The organism is Methylobacterium sp. 275MFSha3.1 (assembly GCF_900108435.1).
GTDB lineage: Bacteria > Pseudomonadota > Alphaproteobacteria > Rhizobiales > Beijerinckiaceae > Methylobacterium.
Genome location: NZ_FNWP01000011.1, coordinates 47,465 through 69,841, shown reverse-complemented (window position 1 = coordinate 69,841; position 22,377 = coordinate 47,465). Strand labels below are relative to the sequence as shown.

Annotated in this window: 20 protein-coding genes; 11 read left to right on the top strand and 9 right to left on the bottom strand. The window is 72.2% G+C overall.

Annotation, left to right across the window (positions count from 1 at the left end):
- Positions 1 to 152: 152 nt before the first annotated feature.
- Positions 153 to 1,073 carry a hypothetical protein gene (locus BLW78_RS14885; RefSeq protein WP_091680500.1) on the top strand — a complete coding sequence of 307 codons (921 nt, stop codon included), beginning with the start codon at positions 153 to 155 and terminating at the stop codon, positions 1,071 to 1,073.
- A 51-nt stretch (positions 1,074 to 1,124) separates the two neighbouring features.
- Here the strand turns inward: BLW78_RS14885 and BLW78_RS14880 are convergent, their stop codons facing one another.
- The gene (locus BLW78_RS14880; protein WP_091680498.1) at positions 1,125 to 2,876 is read right to left on the bottom strand and encodes a DEAD/DEAH box helicase; all 1,752 of its coding nucleotides are present in this window, start codon (positions 2,874 to 2,876) and stop codon (positions 1,125 to 1,127) included.
- 303 nt (positions 2,877 to 3,179) lie between these two features.
- On the opposite strand from BLW78_RS14880, the gene BLW78_RS14875 reads away from it, so the two are divergent.
- Entirely contained in the window at positions 3,180 to 4,277 is a 1,098-nt protein-coding gene (locus BLW78_RS14875) for a calcium:cation antiporter (protein ID WP_091680496.1), read from the top strand.
- Positions 4,278 to 4,449: 172 nt separating this feature from the next.
- Here the strand turns inward: BLW78_RS14875 and BLW78_RS14870 are convergent, their stop codons facing one another.
- Positions 4,450 to 5,181, bottom strand: coding sequence for an FAD-binding oxidoreductase (locus BLW78_RS14870; protein WP_170855157.1), 732 nt, complete (start codon positions 5,179 to 5,181; stop codon positions 4,450 to 4,452).
- A 40-nt stretch (positions 5,182 to 5,221) separates the two neighbouring features.
- The gene (locus tag BLW78_RS14865; RefSeq protein ID WP_091680494.1) at positions 5,222 to 5,827 is read right to left on the bottom strand and encodes a sulfite oxidase-like oxidoreductase; all 606 of its coding nucleotides are present in this window, start codon (positions 5,825 to 5,827) and stop codon (positions 5,222 to 5,224) included.
- A gap of 170 nt (positions 5,828 to 5,997) precedes the next feature.
- On the opposite strand from BLW78_RS14865, the gene BLW78_RS14860 reads away from it, so the two are divergent.
- The gene (locus BLW78_RS14860; RefSeq protein WP_012320341.1) at positions 5,998 to 6,300 is read left to right on the top strand and encodes a hypothetical protein; all 303 of its coding nucleotides are present in this window, start codon (positions 5,998 to 6,000) and stop codon (positions 6,298 to 6,300) included.
- Here the strand turns inward: BLW78_RS14860 and BLW78_RS14855 are convergent.
- From BLW78_RS14855 to BLW78_RS14845, 3 genes are all read right to left on the bottom strand, one after another.
- Complete coding sequence (locus tag BLW78_RS14855; protein WP_020093022.1) at positions 6,270 to 7,238, bottom strand: DMT family transporter; 969 nt, start codon at positions 7,236 to 7,238, stop codon at positions 6,270 to 6,272. The genes BLW78_RS14860 and BLW78_RS14855 overlap by 31 nt on opposite strands.
- Positions 7,235 to 7,510 (bottom strand): translation initiation factor IF-1, encoded by a 276-nt coding sequence (infA, locus tag BLW78_RS14850; protein WP_012320343.1) that lies wholly within the window; start codon positions 7,508 to 7,510, stop codon positions 7,235 to 7,237. The genes BLW78_RS14855 and infA overlap by 4 nt, the downstream gene beginning before the upstream one ends.
- Before the next feature lie 211 nt (positions 7,511 to 7,721).
- Complete coding sequence (locus BLW78_RS14845) at positions 7,722 to 8,855, bottom strand: branched-chain amino acid ABC transporter substrate-binding protein (protein ID WP_091680493.1); 1,134 nt, start codon at positions 8,853 to 8,855, stop codon at positions 7,722 to 7,724.
- Between the two features lie 238 nt (positions 8,856 to 9,093).
- On the opposite strand from BLW78_RS14845, the gene BLW78_RS14840 reads away from it, so the two are divergent.
- The 3 genes from BLW78_RS14840 (at position 9,094) to BLW78_RS14830 (ending at position 13,831) form a co-directional block, all read left to right on the top strand.
- Complete coding sequence (locus tag BLW78_RS14840) at positions 9,094 to 10,299, top strand: amino acid aminotransferase (protein ID WP_020093019.1); 1,206 nt, start codon at positions 9,094 to 9,096, stop codon at positions 10,297 to 10,299.
- 5 nt (positions 10,300 to 10,304) lie between these two features.
- Positions 10,305 to 11,342, top strand: coding sequence for an NAD(P)-dependent oxidoreductase (locus BLW78_RS14835; protein ID WP_091680491.1), 1,038 nt, complete (start codon positions 10,305 to 10,307; stop codon positions 11,340 to 11,342).
- 485 nt (positions 11,343 to 11,827) lie between these two features.
- Positions 11,828 to 13,831, top strand: a complete 2,004-nt coding sequence (locus BLW78_RS14830) for a TonB-dependent siderophore receptor (protein WP_091680490.1) — start codon at positions 11,828 to 11,830, stop codon at positions 13,829 to 13,831.
- Positions 13,832 to 13,841: 10 nt separating this feature from the next.
- On the opposite strand, the gene BLW78_RS14825 is transcribed toward BLW78_RS14830, so the two are convergent.
- From BLW78_RS14825 to BLW78_RS14815, 3 genes are all read right to left on the bottom strand, one after another.
- Complete coding sequence (locus BLW78_RS14825) at positions 13,842 to 14,639, bottom strand: hydroxypyruvate isomerase family protein (RefSeq protein WP_091680488.1); 798 nt, start codon at positions 14,637 to 14,639, stop codon at positions 13,842 to 13,844.
- Positions 14,640 to 14,641: 2 nt separating this feature from the next.
- Positions 14,642 to 15,313 (bottom strand): aspartate/glutamate racemase family protein, encoded by a 672-nt coding sequence (locus BLW78_RS14820; protein WP_091680486.1) that lies wholly within the window; start codon positions 15,311 to 15,313, stop codon positions 14,642 to 14,644.
- Positions 15,314 to 15,412: 99 nt separating this feature from the next.
- Positions 15,413 to 16,462: a LacI family DNA-binding transcriptional regulator gene (locus BLW78_RS14815; RefSeq protein WP_091680485.1), complete on the bottom strand. Its 1,050-nt coding sequence runs from the start codon at positions 16,460 to 16,462 to the stop codon at positions 15,413 to 15,415.
- 185 nt (positions 16,463 to 16,647) lie between these two features.
- Here BLW78_RS14815 and BLW78_RS14810 point away from each other — a divergent pair, with 185 nt between their 5' ends.
- The 5 genes from BLW78_RS14810 (at position 16,648) to BLW78_RS14790 (ending at position 22,285) form a co-directional block, all read left to right on the top strand.
- On the top strand, positions 16,648 to 17,955 hold the full coding sequence (locus BLW78_RS14810; protein WP_091680483.1) for an alpha-hydroxy acid oxidase: 1,308 nt from the start codon (positions 16,648 to 16,650) through the stop codon (positions 17,953 to 17,955).
- 177 nt (positions 17,956 to 18,132) lie between these two features.
- Complete coding sequence (locus tag BLW78_RS14805; protein ID WP_244526947.1) at positions 18,133 to 19,188, top strand: lactonase family protein; 1,056 nt, start codon at positions 18,133 to 18,135, stop codon at positions 19,186 to 19,188.
- A gap of 161 nt (positions 19,189 to 19,349) precedes the next feature.
- Positions 19,350 to 20,645: an MFS transporter gene (locus BLW78_RS14800; RefSeq protein ID WP_091680479.1), complete on the top strand. Its 1,296-nt coding sequence runs from the start codon at positions 19,350 to 19,352 to the stop codon at positions 20,643 to 20,645.
- A 45-nt stretch (positions 20,646 to 20,690) separates the two neighbouring features.
- Positions 20,691 to 21,521: an NAD-dependent epimerase/dehydratase family protein gene (locus tag BLW78_RS14795; RefSeq protein WP_091680477.1), complete on the top strand. Its 831-nt coding sequence runs from the start codon at positions 20,691 to 20,693 to the stop codon at positions 21,519 to 21,521.
- 62 nt (positions 21,522 to 21,583) lie between these two features.
- Positions 21,584 to 22,285, top strand: a complete 702-nt coding sequence (locus BLW78_RS14790) for a molybdate ABC transporter substrate-binding protein (RefSeq protein WP_091680475.1) — start codon at positions 21,584 to 21,586, stop codon at positions 22,283 to 22,285.
- The last annotated feature ends 92 nt before the right edge of the window (positions 22,286 to 22,377 follow it).

Sequence of the window (22,377 nt, the reverse complement as noted above, 5' to 3'; positions counted from 1 at the left end):
CTGGGCAGGCAATTCGGACCGACATCATTGCGCCGTATTGCAGCTCCTCTATCGCCACCAGAGTCGAACCACCTTCGAATCCTCGGAGTGTGGCGGCCGGTGAAGGGGAGCCCGGTCGCGCGCGGCGTGTATCGTGTCAGAGACCCCGGCCTATGATCGATCTCAACCTCGACCCGTCCGAGACCCGGCCTGACCGGACGCCGTCGGCCAAGCCCGGGCCGTCGCTGAACCTCAAGGTCGCGCTGTTCAGCGTGGCCGGCGCGAGCGCGCTGGTCGGCTTCGGCGTCGCCGCCTCGACGGTGATGGCCGGCCTGGCGGCGCCGACCCCCGTGAAGATCGTCGCGTCTCGGCAGGCCGCGGACTGGCCGGAGCTGAAGGACGGGCTGCCCGCCATCAAGGGCTCCGTCCAGGCGGCGGCTGCCCCGGCGCAGCCCGCCAAGCCGGAGACACCGGCGCTCAGGATGGTGTCGCTGCCGGAGGCGTTCGCGGCGATCACGCCGACGCCGCCCGCGCCCGACGCCCCGCGGCCGGCGGCCCCGCAGCCCGCGAAGGTCGCCGCCGCCCCCGTCGCGCCGACGCAGCGCATCCCGGTTCCGACGCCCGTCACGCCGGTCGCGGCCGCGCGGGAAGTCGCGCCGCTGGCGCCGGTCCGCACGGCCGCGCTTCAGACGCCCCGCGCCTCCGAGACGGTCCGGGCCCGCGAGCTCGTCGAGCCGGCCGCGCCGAAGCCGGTGGCGGAGAGCACGGAGCGCGCGGAGAAGGCCGAGCGTCCCGAGAAGAAGGAGCGGGCCGAGAAGACGGAGCGCTCCGGGAAATCGGAGAGGACGGAGCGCGCCGAGAAGATCGAGCGCCCCGAGAAGCCCGCGCCCAAGGCGGCGACCCGCCAAACGCCCGCGCCGACGCGGACCGCCGACAAGGCGAAGGGCGCCGCCGCGACCGTTGCCCAGGCGGAGCCCGCCGAGGCTGAGGACACCGAGGTGCTCGGCATCAAGCTCCCGTCCCTGGCGCCGGCCGGGCGGAAGCTGAAGGAGAGCGTCGACGCCCTCGGCGACGCCGTCAAGAACGTCTTCTGATCCGCTGCGGCGGCCCCGATAGCGGGGCCGCACGGTTATCGGGCTCGGCGCTCAGGCCCGGCCCGTCTGGCGCCCGGCCTTGTCGCCCTTCGGCCCGGTGCGCTCGGCCTTGCGCTGGTGCTTGCCGGCCCGCGGGCTCGCGAATCCCTTCGGCCCGGCGGGCGGGCCCCTGCGCTCGGCCGGCGCCCCGTCGCCCGCGAGCGCCTCGACCTGGATCTCCGGCGAGCCGTTGCGGGCGAAAGCCTCGGCGAAGCGCGCGGCCGCGTTGCCCCGCACCTCGAACTTGGTCTCGCGGTCGAAGATCCGGATGGCGCCGATCTCCTGGCGCCCGATCCCGCCCCGACGGGTCAGCATCGGCAGCAGCCGGCGCGGATCGGCGTTGTCGCGGCGGCCGAGGTTCAGCCGGAACCAGACCGCCGGGCCCATGGCGGCGATCCGCTCCGGGTCCATCGGGTCGTAGGGCGGACGCTCGCCGCGGGGGGCGCGGCCCTCGCCCGGATCGCTGACCTCCTCCGGGGCCGGCAGGCGGGTGCGGTACACGCGGGCCAGGAGCGCGGCGAGCTCCTCCGGGCTCTTGCCGGCGAGCAGCGTCTCGGCCAGCGCGACGTCCTCCTCGGCCGGCGGCTCGGCGAAGAGCGGGTCGGAGAGCATGCGCTCGCCGTCGAGCCGGCGGATCTCGTCGGCCGAGGGCGGCCCCGACCATTCGGGGCTCACCTTGGCGATGGCGAACATCTGCTCGGCCCGGCGCCGCCGGGAATTGGGGATCAGCAGCACCGAGGTGCCCTTGCGGCCGGCACGGCCGGTGCGGCCGCTGCGGTGCTGCATGACCTCGGCGTCGTGCGGGAGATCCGCGTGGATGACGAGGCTGAGCGACGGCAGGTCGATGCCGCGGGCGGCCACGTCGGTGGCGACGCAGACGCGGGCGCGGCCGTCGCGCAGGGCCTGGAGGGCGGCGTTGCGCTCACCCTGCCCCAGTTCGCCCGAGAGCGCCACCACCGAGAAGCCCCGCTCGGTCAGGCTTGCCTGGAGGTGCCGGACGGCGTTGCGGGTGTTGCAGAAGACGATCGCGGTCTTGGCGTCCGCCTCGCGCAGAAGGTTGAGCACCACGTGCTCGGTCTCTCGCGGCATGATCCGCACCGCGCGGTAGGCGATGTCGGCGTGGCCCTTGGTCTCGCCCTTGATCGCGAGCCGGAGGGCCCCGCGCTGGTAGCGCTCGGCCAGCGTCTCGATCGCCTTCGGCAGGGTCGCGGAGAACAGGTAGGTGGCCCGCTCCGCGGGCGTCGCCGAGAGGATGAACTCGATGTCCTCGCGGAAGCCGAGATCGAGCATCTCGTCCGCCTCGTCGAGGACCACGGCGCGCAGCGCCGTCGGGTCGAGGTTGCGGCGCTCGAGGTGATCGCGCAGGCGGCCCGGCGTCCCGACCACGATGTGGGTGCCGTCCGCGAGCATCCGGCTCTCCCGGCGCGGATCCATGCCGCCGACGCAGGCCGCGACACGGCCTCCGGCCGGCCCATAGAGCCAGGACAGCTCCCGCTGGACCTGCAGGGCGAGTTCCCGGGTCGGGGCGATCACGAGGGCGAGGGGCGCCGCCGGGGGCGGCAGATGCTCGGCCTCCCCGATCAGCATGCTGGCCATGGCGAGGCCGTAGGCCACGGTCTTGCCGGACCCGGTCTGGGCCGAGACGAGGAGGTCGCGGGAGCCGGCGGCGGCTTCCAGCACGGCGGCCTGGACCGGCGTCGGGTCGGCGTAGCCGCGGTCGCTCAGGGCCCGCGCGAGGGGGGCGGGCAGGGTCGGGAAAGGCAAGCTTCGGGAACTCTCAACGGCCGTGCCGCGCCCGGCAGCGCGCCATCGCGCGGCGGGGGAATCAGGCGCCGGACTTTATTCGGGTGCCTGGAAGGTAACGCCAACCGGGCCGACTGACCACTCCCGTCGCAGCATGGGGCGGTTGCGCGCGCTCGATCCGGGATCCGGCACGCCTCATCGGCGCGCGAATGGACCCGCGGCCGATCGGCCGTCGACGCCGACACTCGTCCGACGACCTGCTAAGGCTCCCGTGAATCGCGCACGTCGAGGCCCGACGCGAACCGAGCGGAGTACACGTTCATCATGATGGCAGCCCTGCGGGTGGCGGTAGCCTGGGCGACGGTTCTCGCCTTCACGTGGTTCGGCAAGGACTGGCTCGGGGACCTGTCTCAGCCCCTGTTCGCGGGGGGCCTGTTCGCGTGGCTGCTCGCCGTGATCGTCTGGGCCGCCTTCGGCGTGGTGCACGAGGCCGAGGAACTGGCACACCGCCTCGGCGAGCCCCTCGGGACGCTGGTCCTGACGCTGGCGATCGTCATCATCGAGGTGGCGCTGATCTCCGCCGTGATGCTGTCGGCCAAGGACGCGCCGACCCTCGGTCGCGACACGATGTTCGCGGTGCTGATGATCGTGCTGAACGGCGTGGTCGGGCTGGGTCTCCTGGTCGGCGGCCTGCGCCACCACCAGCAGCGCTACAACCTCCAGGGCGCCTCGGCCTTCATGGCGGTGATCATCCCGCTCACCACCATCGCGCTGATCATCCCCAACTTCACCAGCTCCACCAGCGACGGGACCCTGACGACGCTTCAGGCGGTCACGTTCTCGGTGTTCACCCTCGCCCTCTACGGCGTGTTCCTGCTGATCCAGACCGGGCGCCACAGCGAGTTCTTCATCGACGCGGAGATACCCGAGGCGACGGAGCCGCCGCACGGCGCGGATCCGGTCTCGGGCGGCAGCGTCGCCAAGCATGTCTGCCTGCTGCTCGCCAACGTCCTGCCGATCGTGATCCTGGCCAAGAGCCTCGCGGTGATCCTCGACCACGGCATCGCGGCGCTCGGCGCGCCGACGGCGCTGGGCGGCGTGCTGATCGCCGCCATCGTGTTCACGCCGGAGGGGATCTCGGCGCTCAAGGCGGTGGCCCGCAACGAGCTCCAGCGGGCGATCAACCTGTGCCTGGGGGCGGCCACCTCCACGGTCGGCCTCACCGTGCCGGCGATCCTGACCATCGGGCTGCTCACCGGCCAGACCGTGGTGCTCGGCCTCAAGCCGACCGAGATGACCCTGCTGGCCGTGACGCTGATCCTCAGCGCCCAGACCTTCTCGGGCTCGCGCACCACCGTGCTGGAGGGCGCGGTGCACCTCGTGCTGTTCTTCGTCTACCTCGTGCTGATCTTCAGCCCCTGATTCGGCTTCCGGCGGAACGCTTCGGTCGGTGCAACCCGCTCCGTCGTCGCGAGCGCAGCGAAGCGACCCGGGGCGGCGCGACGTTGGAGAACGTGGCGCACTCCGGATTGCGTCGCTCCGCTCGCAACGACGACAGAGCCGAGATCCTCGACCGGAAAGCGCCTGGCCTCGTTCAGGCGCCGAAGCGCTCGGTGCGGATCAGGCCCGGCGCGACGCCCTGCGCCAGGATCAGGTCCGAGGCCGCGGCCACGAACCGGTTCGAGCCGCAGAGGAAAACCTTCCCGGGCGCCCCGATCCGCGCCAGCGCGTCGGCGACGAGGTGCGCGTCGATCCGCTTGCCGCCGGGCTCGCGCGTCGTGGCGAGATGCAGGGAGAAGTTGGGATCCGTCTCGGCGAGCCGCTCCAGCTCGGCGACCGCGATCGCCTCCGCGCGGGTGCGGGCCGAGTAGATCAGCGCCGCCGGGATCGCCCGCCAGTGCTGCGCCCGCCGCCGCAGCATCGCCAGGAGCGGCACCACGCCGGACCCGCCGCCGCCGAGGAGCAGCGGCCCGCCGTCGGTCCCGTCCCAGGAGAACGAGCCGCCGATTGGCCCGCGCAGCTCGACCCGGTCGCCGACCTCGGCGCAGTGCGAGAACCAGCCCGAGACCTCGCCGTCCGGCAGGGCCTCGATCATCAGCTCCAGGGTGCCGCTGCCGTCCTGCGCCGAGGCGATGGAATAGCTCCGCTGCGCCTGGTAGCCGTCCTCTGCGGTGAGCCGGACATCGACGTGCTGTCCGGCCCGGTAGGACTCGGCGAGGCCGCAGCGAAGGCGGACGCTCCTCACGTGCGGCGTGACCGGCGCGATCGCGGTGATCTCCGCCTCGTGCCAGCGGAAGACGATGGGCTCGAACGCCGGGTCAGTCACTGTGTCCGTCACTGCGCCAGTCACCACCTCAGGAACCGCCTCAGTCACCGATGTAGCGCTGCTCACGCCAGGGATCCCCGTACATGTGGTAGCCGCGCAGCTCCCAGAAGCCGGCCGTGTCGGTCTGGGTGAACCGGAGGCCCTTCACCCACTTGGCGCTCTTCCAGAAGTAGAGATGCGGCACGAACAGCCGCGCCGGGCCGCCGTGATCCGGATGGATCGGCTGGCCCTCGTAGCGCGTCGCCACCAGGGCGCGGCCGCCCACGAGGTCGGCCACCGGCACGTTCGTGGTGTAGTCGTCGTGGGATTCCGCCAGAAGGTAGCCGGTCGGCGCCGCGATCCCGGCATCGGCCAGGATGTCGTCGAAGCTGACGCCCTCCCAGGTCGTGTCGAACTTCGACCACTTGGTGACGCAGTGGATGTCGCCGCGCCAAGTCGTGCGGGGCAGCGCCTCGAACTCCGCCCAGTTCCACGCCTTGATCGGCCGGGACCCCTCGCGCAGCGTGAAGCGCCACGTCGACATGTCGACGGTCGGGTTGGGGCCGATCTGGAGGATCGGGAAATCGTCGGTCAGGTACTGACCCGGCGGCAAGCGCGCGCCGGTCTCGGGCGGCTGCCTGCGTCCGACGAAGCCCCGTGTCACCATGACGGTCGCCGCTCCTCTCGCTCGCCCTCCGGCTCGCCCCCGGGTTTGGTGCGGCGGAGCACCTCACGTCAAGCCGGCACGTGCGGCCGAACAAACGCCCCAAAGCTCGGGTGTGCTAGCAGCTCTGTGCCGATCGATCGGCACGAATCGCCTGCTTTCAGGGGGATGTCATGAAGTACCTTCTCGCGACGAGCCTTGTCGTCGGGAGCCTCGCCACGCTCGCGCCGGCCGCCCAGGCCCGCGACGGCATCGGCGCCGGCGGCGCCGCGGCCCTCGGCGTGCTCGGCGGCCTGGCCGTCGGCGGCGCCATCGCGTCGGCCAACAACGGCTACTACCCGGGCCGCCCGGTCTACCGCGCCCCGCCGCCGGTCTACGTCGAGGAGGATTACGGCCCGGTCTGCCACTTCGAGCGCCGCCGGACCTACGACGCCTACGGCGACGTCTACATCCGCCGCGTCCGCGTCTGCGAGTAGGCGGCTTCCGGAGTGGCCTCTGCGGCGGGCGCCGGTTTCAGGCGCTCGGCGCAGGCGATCCCGGCCAGCACCAGGGCCAGGGCGACCCCTTCCGTCGCGCCGAACGGCTCGCCGACCAGCAGGACGGCGAGGATCGCGCCGAAGATCGGCACGAGGTTGACGAACAGGCCGGCGCGGTTCGGGCCGATGATCTCGACGCCGCGCATGAAGAAGAGCTGCGCCAGCAGCGACGGCCCGAGGCCCACGAAGGCGACCATCAGCCAGCCCTCGCGGTTGGGCCAGACGGCGTGGCCCGTCGCCCACTCGACGGCGAGCGGCGGCAGCGAGGTGACGAAGGCCGCGACCGCCATCGCGGCGAAGAACACCAGGGCCGGCACCTTCGGGCGCGTCGGCAGGAAGATCGTGTAGCCCGCGTAGAGCAGGCAGGCGCCGAAGACGAGCACGTCGCCGCGGTTGAACGCGAGGGTCGTGAGCACCGACAGGTCGCCGTGCGTGGCGGCGAGGCCGGCGCCGACCAGGGTCAGCGCCACGCCCAGGACCTGCCCCGGCGTGACCGGCACCCGGTAGGCGAGCCGGTTCAGGACGATCACCAGCACGGGGATCGCCCCCTGGAACAGGGCGAGGTTGATCGCGCCGGTATGCACGCCGGCCGCGTAGAACAGGCAGTTGAAGGCCGTGTAGCCGAGGCCGCCCATCAGCAGGATGCGGAGCCAGTGCGGCCGCAGGAGCGGCCACGCGGCGGCGAGCCGGCGCGCGGCGAAGGGCATGAGCACCAGGCAGGCGACCGCCCATCGGAGCGTCGTGATGACCTGGGGTGACACGTGACCGGGCGCCCAACGGCTGGTGACGGCGTTGCCGGCCCAGAGCAGCGCCGTGACGGTCAAGAGCAGGTAGGCGGGCGCGGCCGGGGAAGCCCGGCGCGCGCGCCCGGTCGTCAACGGCGGCGGAACTGACCGCCGCGCACCGGCGGGCGGGGTCCGGACGAGCGCTCGTCCTTGTGGCGGAACACGAGGCGTCCCTTCTCGAGGTCGTAGGGCGACATCTCGACCGTCACCCGGTCGCCCGCCAGCGTCTTGATGCGGTTCTTCTTCATCTTGCCGGCCGTGTAGGCCACGATCTCGTGGCCCTGGTCGAGCTGCACGCGGTAGCGCGCATCCGGCAGGATCTCGATCACGAGACCATCGAACTGCATCAATTCTTCTTTCGCCATGCACCTTCTCCAGTCGGACCGTCCGGCAGCAGGCGTTCCGGCAATGCGTGTTCGGCTGTCATCGAGCTCGGGAAACGCCGCAGGGCGCGGATCCGATCCGGGGGACCGCCCGCGCCAGCTCAGCAGCACCGCCCGCATGTAGTCCCCGCGGGAACCGGCCGCAAGTCACGGACACCGAACACGTTCCGTCATCGACACGATTTGCCGGCTCTCAGGGCTCGGCGTCGTTGCCGGCGTAGTCGAGGCGACCGTCCGGCGTCCGGCGCCAGATCCGCAGGGCGATCGGTGCTGCGGCGCGGTCGCCCCGCGCGTCGAAGGCCACCGATCCGAGCAGCGTCCGGGACGGCCCCGTCCGCACGGCCTCGGCCACCTTGTGGCCGTCCGCGATGCGGCCGGTCCTCGGGTCGGCGGCGCGGGTGCGCTCGGTCGCCTGCGCCAGGAGCTCCACGGCCACGTAGGCGTTGGCCGCGACGCTCTCCGCCTCGGGCGAGCGCGGCACCGGGCGAGCGCCGCGGATCTCGGGCAGGCGCGGCGGATCGGGAACCAGGGTCATGACCGTCCCCTCCCCGTCGCCGTCGACCGCGGCGAAGGCGGGGTCGAGGATGCCGTCGCTCGCCACCAGGGTCGCGCCGAGGCCGGCCTCGCGCATGGCGCGGAGCAGGGTCACGGCCTCGGGCGCGAGGCCGCCGAAATACACCGCGTCGAGGCGCGCCGCCTTCAGCCGCGCGACGAGGTCCGCGAGGTCGCGGTTGCCCCGGGGGAAGCCGTCGAACATCACCTCCGGCATGCCGGCCTCCTTCAGCCGCGCCGCCACCGCGTCGGCGAGGCCGCGGCCGAAGGTCGAGCGGTCGCTGAGGATCCCGACCCGGCGTCCCGCGAAGGCCTTCGCCAGGTAGGCCCCGGCCGCCCGACCCTGCTGGGCGTCGCTCGGTCCGAGGCGGAACAGGTTCCACAGGCCCCGCCCGGTCAGCGGCCCGTAGGCCGCCGCGGGCGCGACCATGACCGCGCCCGCCTCCTCGTACACGGGCGCCGCGGCCGCGACCGCCCCGGATTCGAGCGGCCCGACGACGAGGCGCACGCCGTCGGCGGCGAACTTCTTCGCGACGGCGACGGCCTGCCGCGCGTCGCCGCCGTCGTCGGCCGGGACGAGGACCCAGCGCGGGCGGCCGCCCGCGACGCGGTTGAGATCGGCCACCGCCTGCTCGGCGCCCTGCCGGAGCCCCTGGCCGAAGGCGGAATCCGGACCGGTCAGCGGCGCCGACAGGCCGATCCGCACCGGTGCCTGCGCGACGGCCGGGGCGGCGGCGAGGAGAAGGGCGAGGAACGGGACGAGGCGACGGATCATGGCGGCACTCTAGGACCGTCGGCGCCCCGACCGGAAGGGCACCGGACAGGGATCGCCCGGCCTATCGTCGGGCGCAGCGTCGCGCAGATCGTTGAGCGGATCGGGATGCTGATGCGCGCGGAAGCGCTGGCGGGCGGGCGCGATGTGCGGAATAAGGGCGTCGGCCCGGCCCGTCGCCGGGCGTGCCGGCGCCCCTCCGCACGTCGCCGGCCGAGACCCTCTGGGACGATTGACGATCATGACCTCGCTGTTCGCCGGCATCCAGGACGCGCCGCTCGACCCGATCATGCGCCTGTTCGAGGCCTTCAACGCCGACCCGAGCCCCAAGAAGCTCAACCTCGTGGTCGGCGTGTACACGGACGCGGACGGCAAGGTGCCGCGCCTGCGCGCCGTGCAGACCGCCGAGAAGCGCTGGATCGAGAAGGGCCTGCCGAAGACCTACCGGCCGATCGAGGGCACCAAGCCGTTCCGCGACGCGGTCCAGGAGCTCCTGTTCGGCAAGGGCGCGCCGATCCTGTCCCAGAACCGGGCCGCGACGCTCCAGAGCATCGGCGGCACCGGCGCGCTGAAGACCGGCGCCGACCTGCTCGCCAAGCTCTACCCGAACGCCACCGTGGCGGTGAGCAACCCGAGCTGGGAGAACCACAAGGCGCTGTTCAGCCAGGCCGGCTTCACCGTGGTCGACTATCCCTACTTCTCGGCCGAGACCGGCGGCGCCGACTACCCGGCCATGAAGGCCTATCTCCAGGATCTGCCGAAGGGCTCGATCGTGGTGCTGCACGCCTGCTGCCACAACCCGACCGGCGCCGATCTCGGCCTCGACGAGTGGCGCGACCTCGTGCCCCTGATGGCCGAGCGCGGCCTGATCCCGTTCCTCGACATCGCCTACCAGGGCTTCGGCAACGGGCTCGACGCCGACGCCGAGCCGGTTCGCCTGTTCGCCGAGTCGGGCCAGGAATTCCTGGTCGCCTCCTCGTTCTCGAAGTCGTTCTCGCTCTACGGCGAGCGCGTCGGCGCGCTCACCATCGTGGCCGAGAACCCGGCCGCGAAGGCCAAGGTCGAGGCCTTCGCCAAGCGGCTGGTGCGGGCGAGCTACTCCAACCCGCACACCCACGGCGCGGCGATCGTCGAGATCGTGCTCACCGACCCGGAGCTGCGCGCCGACTGGGAGCGGGAACTCGGCGAGATGCGGGACCGGATCCGCGCCATGCGCGAGCGGATGGCCGACAGCCTGCAGCAGCGTCACCCGGAGCGCGGCTTCGACGCCATCAAGGCGCAGAAGGGCATGTTCTCCTACACGGGCCTGAGCCCCGCCGAGGCCACCCGCCTGCGCGAGGACCACGAGGTCTACGCCCTGGAGACGGGCCGGATCTGCGTCGCCGCCGTCAACACCCACAACATCGACCACGTCATCGACGCGATCGACGCGGTGGTGAAGGGCTGAACCGGGTGTCGGCCCCCAAGCGCGTCTGCCGATTCAACGTCTGGATCAATCCGGTCTTCGACGCGCGCCTGGAGGCCGAGCCCGACATCGACCTGCAGGTTGGCGACCTGCAGGGACCGGAGGACGCGCTCGCGGCGCTGCTGGCGCGGGTCCACGTCCTCCACGTCTCGCCGGCGCGGGACGAGCTGCCGCGCCGCTGGCACGTGACCGACGCGCTGCTGGCCGAATGCCCGAACCTGCTCGCGGTCTCGTCGGCCGGCGCGGGCTTCGACACGGTGGACGCCGCCGCCTGCACCCGGGCCGGCGTGGCGGTGGTGAACCAAGTGGGCGGCAATGCCCGCTCGGTGGCGGAACTGGCGATCGGCCTGATGCTCGCCGTCTCGCGCAAGATCTGCGTCTCCGACCGCCTGCTCCGGACCGCGCGCGGCTTCACCCGCGAATCGCTGATGGGCCACGAGATCGGCGGCGCGACCCTGGGCCTGATCGGGATCGGTCATACCGGCCGGGAGGTCGCCAAGCTGGCCCGCGGCTTCGACATGCGGGTTCTCGCCCACGATCCCCTGCTCTCGGACGCGGAAATCCGGGCCCGCGGCGCGGAGCCGGTGGACCGGGCGCGGCTGCTCGCCGAGTCCGACATCGTGTCCCTGCACTGCCCCCTCGACGACACCACCCGGGGCAGCTTCGACGCCGCGTCCTTCGCGGCGATGAAGCCGGGGGCGCTGTTCATCACCACCGCGCGGGGCGGGGTCCACGACGAGGCGGCGCTCGCCGCCGCGCTCGCCGCCGGCCATCTCGCCGGGGCTGGCCTCGATGTCTGGTCGCCGGAACCGCCGTCCCTCGACGCGGCCCTGCTGCAGCTCGACACCGTGGTGGCGACCTACCACACCGCCGGCGTCACCCACGAGGCGCGGCGCAACGTGGCCGCCTGGGGGGCCGAGCAGATCGTCGGCCTGCTCCGGGGCGAGACGCCGCCGCGGCTGGTCAATCCTGAGGTCTGGCCCATGGTCCTCGAGCGCCGGGCACGGCTGCTCGGCGGCGCCTGAGCGGGAACAGGTCCCGCTCCGCCCTGTCTGGGCGGCGCGCGAACCGGTCAGGATCGCTCGGACGACGCGAGAGGCGTCGTCTGTGCAGATGCCCCGCGACCCGGCGTGTTGAGAGCCCGTGCGCCGGAGCGACCTCCCCTTCCCTCACCGCTCGAACCGGCGACGACGGCGTCTTCGCGCGCTTCGTGCGGGCGCACCGTCGATCCCCATCAGATTGTAGTTATTCAAAATCTAGCCTGGAGGCTCCGCCGGAGATCAAGCTTGACCGTGAATGTTTCCGCACCGTATCTGGCGCCACTCGAAACAGAATGGTCGACATCGTGGTACGGCGTAACTGTGCAAGGTCTTGCACACGGGCTTCGCGCGGTGTTTCCGGGCGCGCAGCCAGAATCTCCCTCTTCCTCGCTCCGGTATTGCTCCCGTCTCCAGGCTGGGCTCAACTTGCCGTTGACAGTTCCCAGGAAATCCAGCTGGAGGAGCTGTCGGTGGCGGGGACCGGCGACGGGACGTCCCGCGTCGACGGTTACCGGGCCACGCGGGCGGTGAGCGCCACGCGGACCGACACGCCCGTCCGCGAGGTGCCGCAGACCATCGTGGCGGTGCCGCAGGAGGTGCTGGAGGACGCGGCGGCGACGCGGATCGACAGCGCCCTCGACCTCGCGGGCGTCGGCCGCGGCAACAATTTCGGCGGTCTCGGCCTGACCGAGTTCACGATCCGCGGCGTGGCGACCGGCGAGTATTACCGCAACGGGTTCCCGATCAACCGCGGCTACCCCAACAGCCCCGACATCGTCTCCATCGAACGCATCGAGGTCCTCAAGGGCCCCTCGGCCTTCCTGTACGGCCGCGGCGATCCCGGCGGCACCTTCAACATCGTGACCAAGCAGCCGCTGGCGGCGCGCTCCCTCACGGTCGGCACGCAGTACGGCAGCTTCGGCGCCAAGCGGAGCACCTTCGACGCCACGGGCGCCCTCGACGAGAGCGGCCAGGTGCTGGCCCGCGTCACCGGCGCCGTCGAGGACAACGGCAGCTTCCGGGACTTCGTCACCAGCGACCGCTACGCCCTCGCCCCGGTCATCGCCTGGAAGCCGACGACGGACACGACCGTCACCCTGGAGGGCGACTTCGTCAGCACGGCGCAGACCTTCGACCGCGGCATCGTCCCACTGGGGGGCAACGTGCGCGCCCTGCCGCGCAGCCGCTTCATCGGCGAGCCGGGCCTGCCGCCGGCCCATGTCGACAACGCCCTCGGCCAGCTGCGCGTCGAGCACCGGTTCGACCAGGACTGGGTGCTGAACGTCGGTGCCCAGGTTCTCGGCGGGAACCTGTCGGGCTACGGGGTCGGCGCCATCGGCCTGCTGCCGGATGGCCGGACCCAGCGGCGGACCCTGGAATGGCGGGACCTGACGTGGTCCGACCTCGACCTGCAGGCGAATCTCGCGGGCAAGTTCGAGACCGGCCCGTTCCGCCACACGCTCCTGCTCGGGCTGGAATACGACAGCTACCGCTACCGGGAGGTGTTCAACCGCTCGAACGTGGCGACGAACCCGTTCCTCCTCGACCTGCTGGCGCCGCGCTACGGCCAGCCGCTGCCGCCGATCACCGCGCGGGTCACGAACTTCCTGCAGAAGACCGAGAGCTACGCCGGCTACGTGCAGGACCAGATCGACCTCACGCCCCGCCTCCACGCCCTCCTGGGCGTCCGGGTCGAGGACCTCGGGCTGGTCTCGACGAACAACCTCACGAAGAGCACCACCAGCCTGCAGGGTCTGGTGGCGACGCCGCGCTTCGGCCTGCTCTACGACCTGACCGACACGGTCGCGCTCTACGGCAACTACGCGCGCTCGTTCCGGCCCAATATCGGCACGGATCGCAGCGGCCGGCCCTTCGCGTTCGAGGAGGGCGAGGGCTACGAGGCCGGCGCGAAGGTCAGCCTCCTCGACGGGCGCCTCGACGCCACCGCCGCCCTGTTCGAGATCCGGCGCTCCAACGTCCTGAGCACCGATCCGGTCGACCCGAACTTCAGCGTGGCCACCGGCACGGTCCGCAGCCGCGGCTTCGACCTGACCGCCGCCGGATACCTGGCCCCGGGCTGGCGCGTGATCGGGACCTACACGCGCGTCGACGCGGCCGTCGCCCGCGACAACACCCTGCCGGTCGGCACGCGCATCGCCAACGTGCCCGCCAACAGCCTCGCGTTCCAGACCGTCTACGAGTTCCAGAGCGGCGACCTGAAGGGGCTCGGCCTGGGCGGCGGCCTCGACTTCGTCGGCCGGCGCGCCGCGGGGACGGCGCTCGCGTCCTTCAACCTGCCGCAATACACGCTGGTCAACCTGATCTCGTACTACCAGATCGCGCCCGGCGTGCGGATCTACCTCAACGTCGACAACGTGTTCGACGCGACGTTCTACGACCGCGCGTTCCAGAACCGCTACGCGACGCCGGGGCAGCCCCGCACGATCATCGGCGGCGTCGCCGCCCGGTTCTGAGGCCCCGGCGCTACGCCGCTGCCGCCCGCATCCAGCCGAGCCCCGCCTCGGTGCCGGCCGCGGGATGGTACTCGCAGCCGACGAAGCCGGAATAGCCGACCTCCTCCAGGGCGGAGAAGATCGGGTCGAAGGCGATCGTGCCGGTCCCCGGCTCGTGCCGCCCGGGATCGTCGGCGATCTGGACATGGGCGATGAGCGGCGCGTGCGCGCGGATCAGCGCCGCCGGGTCATGGCCGAGGCACACGCAGTGATAGGCGTCGAACAGCAGCTTGACGTTGTCGCGGCCGATCGCCCGGATCGCCTCGACCGCCAGCAGCGGGTCGTCGATCGCGTAGTCGGCGATCGAACCGGGACCGATCGGCTCGACGATCACCGTCATGCCGCGCGCGCCGGCGGCGTCGGCCGCGAAGGCGAGGTTGTCGAGATAGGTGTCCCAGAGCCGCGCCCGCTCGACTCCCGCGGGCCGGACGCCCGCCATCGGGTGGACCATCCGGCAGCCGAGCTGCGCGACGTAGTCCAGGGTCGGCTCGATCGTGGAGCGGAAGTAATCGATCCGGTCGGGCAGCGCCGCGAAGCCCTTCTCGCCCTTGGCGGCGTCCCCCGCCGGGAAGCCGGTCTGGACCAGCGGCACGCCCGCCCGCTCCAGCCAGCCCGCGACCTCCCGGGCCGGCGTCGCGAACAGGTTCGGATGCTCGACCGCGCGGAACCCGGCACGGGCCGCGGCCGCGAAGCGCTCGGCCAGCGGCAGCTCCGTGAACAGGAAGCCGCAATGGCCGCTGAGACGATCCTTGTAGGCACCGAGCTTCATGGTCAGGCGCTCCCACCGGTCTCGATCATCGCCCGCATCCGGTCCACCGCCGCGTGGGGCGCGGTCAGAACCGGGACGTCGACGGCCTTCCGCACGGCCTCGGCCGCGCGCGAGGTGGAGAAATGCGCGAGCATGATCGCGTCGCAGTCGCGCAGGTCCGGCGCCCGCTCGGCGATCAGCCGGTTGTGGGTCTCGGCGTCGCCGGCGCGCAGCCGCGCCATCGCGTCGTCCACCAGGACCGTCCGCAGACTCGCCGGGCGCCCGGACTCGGCGACGAACTCCTCGAACTCGTCCGTCATCGTGCCGACCGAGGGGCCGAAGGTCGCCAGCATGCCGATGCGCGCGCCCTGCGCGATCGCCGCGCGGAACATCGCCTCGTTGGGCTTGAGCACCGGCACCGGCACGGTCTCGATCAGCCGGTCGATGGCCGGACCGAAGGCCGAGCAGGTGATCAGGATGCCGTCGGCGCCCATGTCGTGGCCGTAGCGGCCGAACCGCACGAAGCGCTCGATCATCCCCTCCGAGATCGCGCCCGGCTCCCTGGCCCGGTCGAGGGACAGGCCGTCGTCGAGCAGGTTGACGGTCTCCGCCTCCGGCCAGCGCTCGGCGAAGGCGGCCTGGATCGGCGCCATGGCGACCGGTGTCGCGTGCAGGAGAACGATGCGGGGCGCCATGCTGTGTTCCCGAGAGGCAGCGGACCCGGCCGGGCGCCGGTCCATATCTGGTCAGCGATTGTTGTAAGCGATTTCAAACAGGTGGCAAGATAGCGCAGGTCAGGGTCCGGCACGCCGCGGCGGAGCCGTGCTGGCGCGCAGGATCAGCTCGGCGTCGATCTCGGTGAGGCGGACCATCGGCCGCCCCTGGATCCGGGCGATCAGGTGGTCGCCGGCAGCGTGGCCGATCTCGGCGGAGTGGATGCGGATCGTCGTCAGCGCCGGGTCGAGGAAGGGCGCGAAGTCGGAATCGTTGTGGCCGATCACCGACAGGTCGCCGGGAATGGAGAGCCCCCTTGCCCGCGCCTCGATCATCGCCCCGAAGGCGATCTGGTCGGTGCCGCAGATGATCGCGGTCGGCGGCGGGCCGCCGGCCAGCATCTGGCGGAACCCGTCGCGGCCGCCGCCGATCCCGTAGGAGATCTCAATGTCGTGCTCCGGGGCGAGCCGCAGGCCGCGGGCCGCGAGCGCCGCCGCGATGCCCGTCACCCGGGCGCCGCCGCGGTCGTTGTCCTTGCGCAGGCCCGAGATCACCCCGATCCGGCGATGGCCGAGATCCATCAGGTAGTTGGCCGCCCGGGCCGCCGAGGCAGCGTTGTCGAAGCCCACGCAGGGGCGCTCGCGGGACAGGCTGAAGGTCTGCACCATCGGGATGCCGGCGCGGGCGATCCGGGCGTGGAGGTCCGGGTGGTGGATGTCGCCGACCAGCATCAGCCCGTCGACGCCGCGCTCCAGCAGGAAGGTCGCCTCGCGGAGCTCGTCCTCCAGGTCGTAGCCGGCATTGGCCGCCACCAGGGTGTAGCCCGCCTGCCGCAGCCGGTCCTGGAAGCTCGACAGGACGCGCACGAAGGCCTCGTTCTCGATGTTGGGCACGACGGCGCCGACGGCCATGAAGCGGCGCGTCGAGAGCGCCCGGGCCGCCCCGTTGGCGACGAAGCCGAGATCATGCGCGGCCCGCATCACCGCCGCGCGCTTGTCGGCCCGGACCCCGGCGGAGCCGTTCAGCACCCGGGACACCGTCGCGGTCGAGACGCCGGCGCGGCGGGCGACGTCCCGGGCAACCGGGCTGCGCGTCGTCGGCTCGAGGATCTCCTCCGGCAGGTCCAGCACTGAGATCGATCCCCCACCCCGAACGGCCCCGCGGGGCAGCGCATCGGCCCCGGATACGCGACGCGGCGATGCCCGGCCAGCAGAAGCGGGCCGAACCGGCAGTATATTGACACCTAACCCGACCACTGGCTATCTGAAAGCGCTTTCAAGAGGCTGCTCGATCGGGCGGCCCACAGGAGGATCCGATGGCGACGCTCGACCGGCCGGCCTCCGGACTGGGAGCCCCAGAGCGCGCCGCGCCGACCGTCGGCGGCGCGGACGCTGCGGCGCCGGGCATCGCGGCCCCGCAGGCCATCGTCACCAGCCTGAAGCGCAGCGACGCGGTCACGCCCTACCGGTTCCGCGACCTGCTGGCCCTCGACGATTTCGAGCGGCACGCCCGCAAGCTCCTGCCGCCGATGATCTTCCAGTACGTGGCCGGCGGGGTCGAGACCGGCTCGGCCCTGGCGCAGAGCCGCGGCGCCTACGCCGACTACGCCCTCGTCCCCCGCCTGATGCGGGACACCTCGGCGCGGGACACCGCCACCACGCTGTTCGGCCAGACCTACGCGGCGCCGTTCGGGATCGGGCCGCTGGGCGGGGCCGCCTTCATCGCCTACCGGGGCGACCTCGTGCTCGCCGAGGCGGCCCGGCGGATGAACCTGCCGATGTGCCTGAGCGCCTCCTCGCTGATCAGGCTGGAGGACGTCCACGCCCAGAACCCGCAGGCCTGGTTCCAGGGCTACCTGCCGGGCGACCAGACCCGGATCGACCGCCTCCTCGACCGGGTCGAGGCCACCGGCTACCGGACCTTCGTGGTGACCGCCGACACGCCGACCCTCGGCAACCGCGAGCACAACATCCGCAGCGGCTTCTCCATGCCGATCAAGGTCACGCCGAAGGTGGCGTGGCAGAGCGCCACCCACCCGCGCTGGCTGCTCGGAACCGTCGCCCGGACCTTCCTCAAGCACGGGGCCCCGCACTTCGAGAACACCGAGGCCGAGCGCGGGCCGCCGATGATGTCCCAGGGCGCGGTGCGCAACACCATCGCCCGCGACCAGCTCTCGTGGAAGAACCTGGAGGCGATCCGCAAGCGCTGGTCCGGCAACCTGCTGGTGAAGGGCCTGCTGGCGCCGGAGGACGTCGACATCGCGCGGGATTGCGGCGCCGACGGCGTGATCCTCTCGACCCACGGCGGCCGCCAGCTCGACTACGCCGTCGCCCCCCTCGACGTGCTGCCGGAGATCGCCGCCCGGAAGGGCGGGCTGAAGATCATCGTCGACAGCGGCATCCGCCGGGGCACCGACGTGATGAAGGCGCTGGCGCTGGGCGCCGACTTCGTCCTGCTCGGCCGGCCCTTCATGTTCGCCGCGGCGCTCGGGGGCGCCGCGGGGGTCGAGCACGCGATGCGGATCCTCAAGGAGGAACTCAACCGCGACATGGCGCTGATCGGGGTGAATCGCCTGTCCGAACTCAATCCCGACTTCCTGCGCCGCACCCCGCGGCGGGCCTGAGCCGATGGCGGGAGGATCGACCTTGCTCGGCTTCCCGGACACGCGCGGCGCGCCGGCGAGCGGCAGCGGGACAGCCGCCCGGGGCGCCGGGGCCGCCGCGCCCGGGCGCCCGGCATCCCCGCACCGTCGATCCCGCCGGCTGCCCCCGCAGCCCCGTCCCCGATCCGGATGCTCCGCATGACCGACCCCGCCCCCCGCGGCCTCGCCTTCGTGGGCTGCTTCACCACCGAGCGGCGCCGGGCGCGCGGCCGGGGCATCGACATCTACCGGACCGGTCGCGACCTCGGCGACTGGACGCATCTCGGCCGGGTCGAGAACCTGACGAACCCGTCCTTCCTGGTGACCGACCCGGCGCGCGCGATCCTCTACACGGTCCAGGGCGACGGCGAGGCGGCGAGCGCCTTCGCGCTGGAGCCCGACGGCACCCTGCGTGGCCTCGGCAGCGCCGCCACCGGCGGCACCAACAGCGTGCACCAGGCCCTCGACCCCGGGGGTCGGTTCCTGATCGTGGCCAACTACGCCAGCGGATCGGTCGCCCTCATGCCGGTGCGCGCCGATGGCGGCCTGGAGCCCGCGTGCCAAGTGCTGCCGCTCCCGGGCGAGCCGGGCCCGCACCGAACCGAGCAGGCCTGCGCCCACCCGCACCACGTGGTCCTGTCACCCGACGGTCGCCACGTCATCGTCCCCGACAAGGGCCTCGACCGCGTCTTCGTCCTGAAGCTCGCGGGTGAGCGGCTCGCCATCGCCTCGGAAACCGCGATGCGTCCCGGCGCCGGCCCGCGCCACATCGCGTTCCACCCGCACGAGCCCCTCGCCTTCCTAGTGAACGAGCTCGACTCGAGCGTCGCCACCTGCCGGTGGGACGCGGACGCCGGAGCGCTGACGCCCCTGCACCTCGTCTCGACCCTGCCGCCGGACTTCTTCGGCGCGAGCACCGCCGCGGCCATCGCGGTCACGCCCGACGGACGATTCGTCTACGCGTCGAACCGCGGACAGGACGGGATCGCGCGTTTTCGGGCGGACCCGGCCGGGCGCCTCGAACCCGCGGGCTGGACGTCCTCCGGCGGCCGCGACCCGCGCTTCATGGTCCTGGCACCGGACGGAGGCCACCTGCTCGTCGCCAACGAGCAGGGCGACTGCCTCGGCGCCTTCGCCATCGATCCCGAGAGCGGAGACCTCACTCGGACCGGTTCGCGCCCGAGCCTCAGTCCCTGCACGATCGCGTTCCTGTAGGAGGCGCCGACGCGTTCAGGCCCGCGCCGCGCGCGGGCCCGACCATGCCCCTCGAAGGGGCAAGAGAGGCGGAACCGGCGGCGGTCGAGCCGTGACCTCTGACCGCCGGGCCGCACCAAGCAAACAAGAAAAGAAAATCATAAATATTCTGGAGGATGCCCATGTTCGCCAAGCGTTACAGGTTCCTGATCGCGTTCCTGCTGTTCATCGCCGGTATCATCAACTACATGGACCGAGCGGCGCTCGGCGTCGCCGCGCCCTTCGTCAAGCAGGACCTGAACCTGTCGCCCTCGGAGCTGGGGGTGATCTTCAGCACGTTCTTCTTCGGCTACGCGCTGTTCGCCTTCGTGGGCGGACAGCTCGCCGACCGTTACGGGCCGCGCAGCGTCTACAGCTGGGCGGCGGCCTCCTGGTCGGTCCTGTGCATGCTCACAGGGGCGGTGACCGGCTTCGCCCAGATGTTCATCGTCCGCGCCCTGTTCGGCTTCGCCGAGGGGCCGATGAACTCCACCACGAACCGCACCATCACCACGTGGTTCCCCCGCGAGGAGACCGCCCGGACCATCGGCTTCACCTTCTCGGGCCAGACGGTGGGCAGCGCCATCGCGGCGCCGGTCGTCGGCCTGCTGGCGATCCAGTACGGCTGGCGCGTGGCGTTCGTGGCCATCGGCGCCGTCGGCCTGCTGTGGGTCGTGGCGTGGCGGATGCTCATGACCGACCGGCCGCAGGACAATCCGCGGGTCCATCCGGAGGAGATCGCCCTCGTGGAGCGCAGCCGGGCGGTCACGCACCTCGCGCCCTCCGACCATGCCCGCTCGCTGAAGGAGTACCTGTTCCTGCCGAGCACCCTGTCGCTCGGGCTCGGCATGTTCGCGGTGAATTACACCCTCTACATCTTCCTCTCGTGGCTCCCGAGCTACCTCACCGACGCGCTGCACATGCCGGTGAAGGAGATGGCGCTGGTCGCGTCGATCCCCTGGGCCTGCGGCTTCGTCGGCTATGTCGGCGGGGGCGTGGTGGCGGACTTCGTCTACACGCGCATGGGCGACAAGCTCGCCGCGCGGAAGATCACCACGATCGTGCCGCTCGCCATCGCGGGGGTGGCCCTGATCATGGTCAACGCCGCGACCAGCACCGCCATGGCGGTCGCGCTGATCGCGCTCGCCGTGCTGATGCTGACCAGCTCGGTGCAATCCTGCTGGGCGACGATCCACGAGCTGGTGCCCGAGGCCCGGGTCGGCGGCGTCAGCGGCTTCATCCACCTCCTGAGCAACATCTCGGGCATCATCGGGCCGACTGCCACGGGACTGGCCGTGCAGTATCTCGGGGGCTACGCCAGCGCCTTCGTGATCGCCGCCCTGATCGCGGCGGCCGGCGTCGTCGCGATGGCGATCTTCGTGCGGCGGCCGCGCAACCCGGCGGAAGCCGGCCCCCTCGCCGCGGCCAAGCCCGTCTGACCGAGGCTGTCCGATCAAGTCCGCCGGAATCTGGAGCAGCGTCCCATGAGCCCCGAGACCGTCCCGCCCAAACCCGTCCTCCTGACCGGAGCCTCCGGCGCCCTCGGGCGCGTCCTGACCCGCGGGCTCGGCGCGCAGGGCTGGACGCTCCGGCTCACGGACCGCGTCCCCTTCCCCGACCCGTTGCCGGAGGGGGCGCGCTTCCAGGTCGCCGACCTGGAGGACGGGCCGGCGATCCTCCGGCTGGCGGAGGGCTGCGGCACGATCCTCCACTTCGGGGGGATCTCGGTGGAGCACCCGTTCGAGACCGTGATCGGCCCGAACATCCGCGGCCTCTACCACGCCTACGAGGCGGCCCGGCGCGAGGGCGCCCGGATGATCTTCGCCTCGTCGAACCACGCGATCGGCTTCCACCCGCGGTCCGAGGTGCTGGACGACGATTGCGGCCTCGCGCCCGACGGCTATTACGGCCTGTCCAAGGCCTACGGCGAGCTGATGGGCGGCCTCTACCGCGACAAGCACGGGGTCGAGAGCGTTTTCCTGCGGATCGGCTCGTGCTTCCCGGAGCCGACCGACGCGCGGATGCTGGCCACGTGGCTGTCCTACGCCGACCTGACCCGGCTGATCACCCGCGCCACCCTGGCCCCGGACCTCGGCCCGACGGGCTCGGTGGTGATCTGGGGCGCCTCGAACAACAGCCGCATGACCTGGTGGCGGAAGGACGGCCGCGCCGTCATCGGCTGGACGCCGCAGGACAGCGCCGATGCCCACGCGGCGGCGCTGGAGGGGAAGACCAGCGGCAACCCGGTGGTGGAGCGCTACCAGGGCGGCGGGTTCACGGCGATCGACTATTCCCGCGCCGCGCCGCCGCGGTGACGGACCGCTTCTTCGGCGCGGCCACCCGACCGCTCCTCCCGAGACGAGAGACTGGACACACCATGCCGAGCGCGCGACCCGAGACACGCCTCAAATGCGCCCTGGTGGTGCGCGGCGCCTTCGACGCCCACGTCGTCCCGGCCTTCGAGGCCGCGGGGGGCCGGACGGCGATCCACTGGGCGCCGACCACGGTCATCATGAAGACCCTCGCCGAGGGCGAGACCGCCGACGCGGTGCTCGTCCTGTCGGACGCCATGGATCGGCTCGTCGCCGAAGACCGCGTCGAGCCCGAGAGCCGGGTCGACGTGGTGCGCTCGCGCTACGGCATCGCCGTCAAGGCCGGGGCTCCGCATCCGGACATCGCGACCGTCGAGGCGCTGAAGCGCACCCTGGTGGAGGCGCGGTCGGTGGCCTACTCGCGGACCGGCGCCAGCGGGATCTACTTCGCCGGCCTGCTGCCGCGGCTCGGCCTCGCCGACGCGGTGAACGCCCGGGCGACGATCATCCCGCAGGGCTTCACGGCCGAGAAGCTGGTCTCCGGGGAGGCCGACATCGCCGTCCAGCAGATCAGCGAGCTGATGGTCGTGCCCGGCATCGAGGTGGTCGGCCCCCTCCCCGACCCGGTGCAGGAGATGACGACCTTCGCGGCGGCGATCCTGCGCGGCGCGGCGGACCGGGACGGCGCGGCCCGGTTCCTCGCCGGGCTGACGACGCCGCAGGCGGCCGAGGCCTACCGGACCAGCGGGCTGGAGCCGGCCTACTGACGGCCCAGTCGTCTGGCCGTACCGTCGCGCTTGCAAGGAGCCCGCCGATCTTCGACAATCTCTGCCAAAGATCGTCATCCAGCGGGCGGAAG

Coding starts and splice junctions, on each gene's coding strand:
- BLW78_RS14885 (WP_091680500.1), top strand. CDS start 153: ATGATCGATCTCAACCTCGACCCGTCCGAGACCCGGCCTGACCGGACG.
- BLW78_RS14875 (WP_091680496.1), top strand. CDS start 3,180: ATGATGGCAGCCCTGCGGGTGGCGGTAGCCTGGGCGACGGTTCTCGCC.
- BLW78_RS14865 (WP_091680494.1), bottom strand. CDS start 5,827: ATGGTGACACGGGGCTTCGTCGGACGCAGGCAGCCGCCCGAGACCGGC.
- BLW78_RS14860 (WP_012320341.1), top strand. CDS start 5,998: ATGAAGTACCTTCTCGCGACGAGCCTTGTCGTCGGGAGCCTCGCCACG.
- infA (WP_012320343.1), bottom strand. CDS start 7,510: ATGGCGAAAGAAGAATTGATGCAGTTCGATGGTCTCGTGATCGAGATC.
- BLW78_RS14845 (WP_091680493.1), bottom strand. CDS start 8,855: ATGATCCGTCGCCTCGTCCCGTTCCTCGCCCTTCTCCTCGCCGCCGCC.
- BLW78_RS14840 (WP_020093019.1), top strand. CDS start 9,094: ATGACCTCGCTGTTCGCCGGCATCCAGGACGCGCCGCTCGACCCGATC.
- BLW78_RS14825 (WP_091680488.1), bottom strand. CDS start 14,639: ATGAAGCTCGGTGCCTACAAGGATCGTCTCAGCGGCCATTGCGGCTTC.
- BLW78_RS14820 (WP_091680486.1), bottom strand. CDS start 15,313: ATGGCGCCCCGCATCGTTCTCCTGCACGCGACACCGGTCGCCATGGCG.
- BLW78_RS14810 (WP_091680483.1), top strand. CDS start 16,648: ATGGCGACGCTCGACCGGCCGGCCTCCGGACTGGGAGCCCCAGAGCGC.
- BLW78_RS14805 (WP_244526947.1), top strand. CDS start 18,133: ATGACCGACCCCGCCCCCCGCGGCCTCGCCTTCGTGGGCTGCTTCACC.
- BLW78_RS14800 (WP_091680479.1), top strand. CDS start 19,350: ATGTTCGCCAAGCGTTACAGGTTCCTGATCGCGTTCCTGCTGTTCATC.
- BLW78_RS14795 (WP_091680477.1), top strand. CDS start 20,691: ATGAGCCCCGAGACCGTCCCGCCCAAACCCGTCCTCCTGACCGGAGCC.
- BLW78_RS14790 (WP_091680475.1), top strand. CDS start 21,584: ATGCCGAGCGCGCGACCCGAGACACGCCTCAAATGCGCCCTGGTGGTG.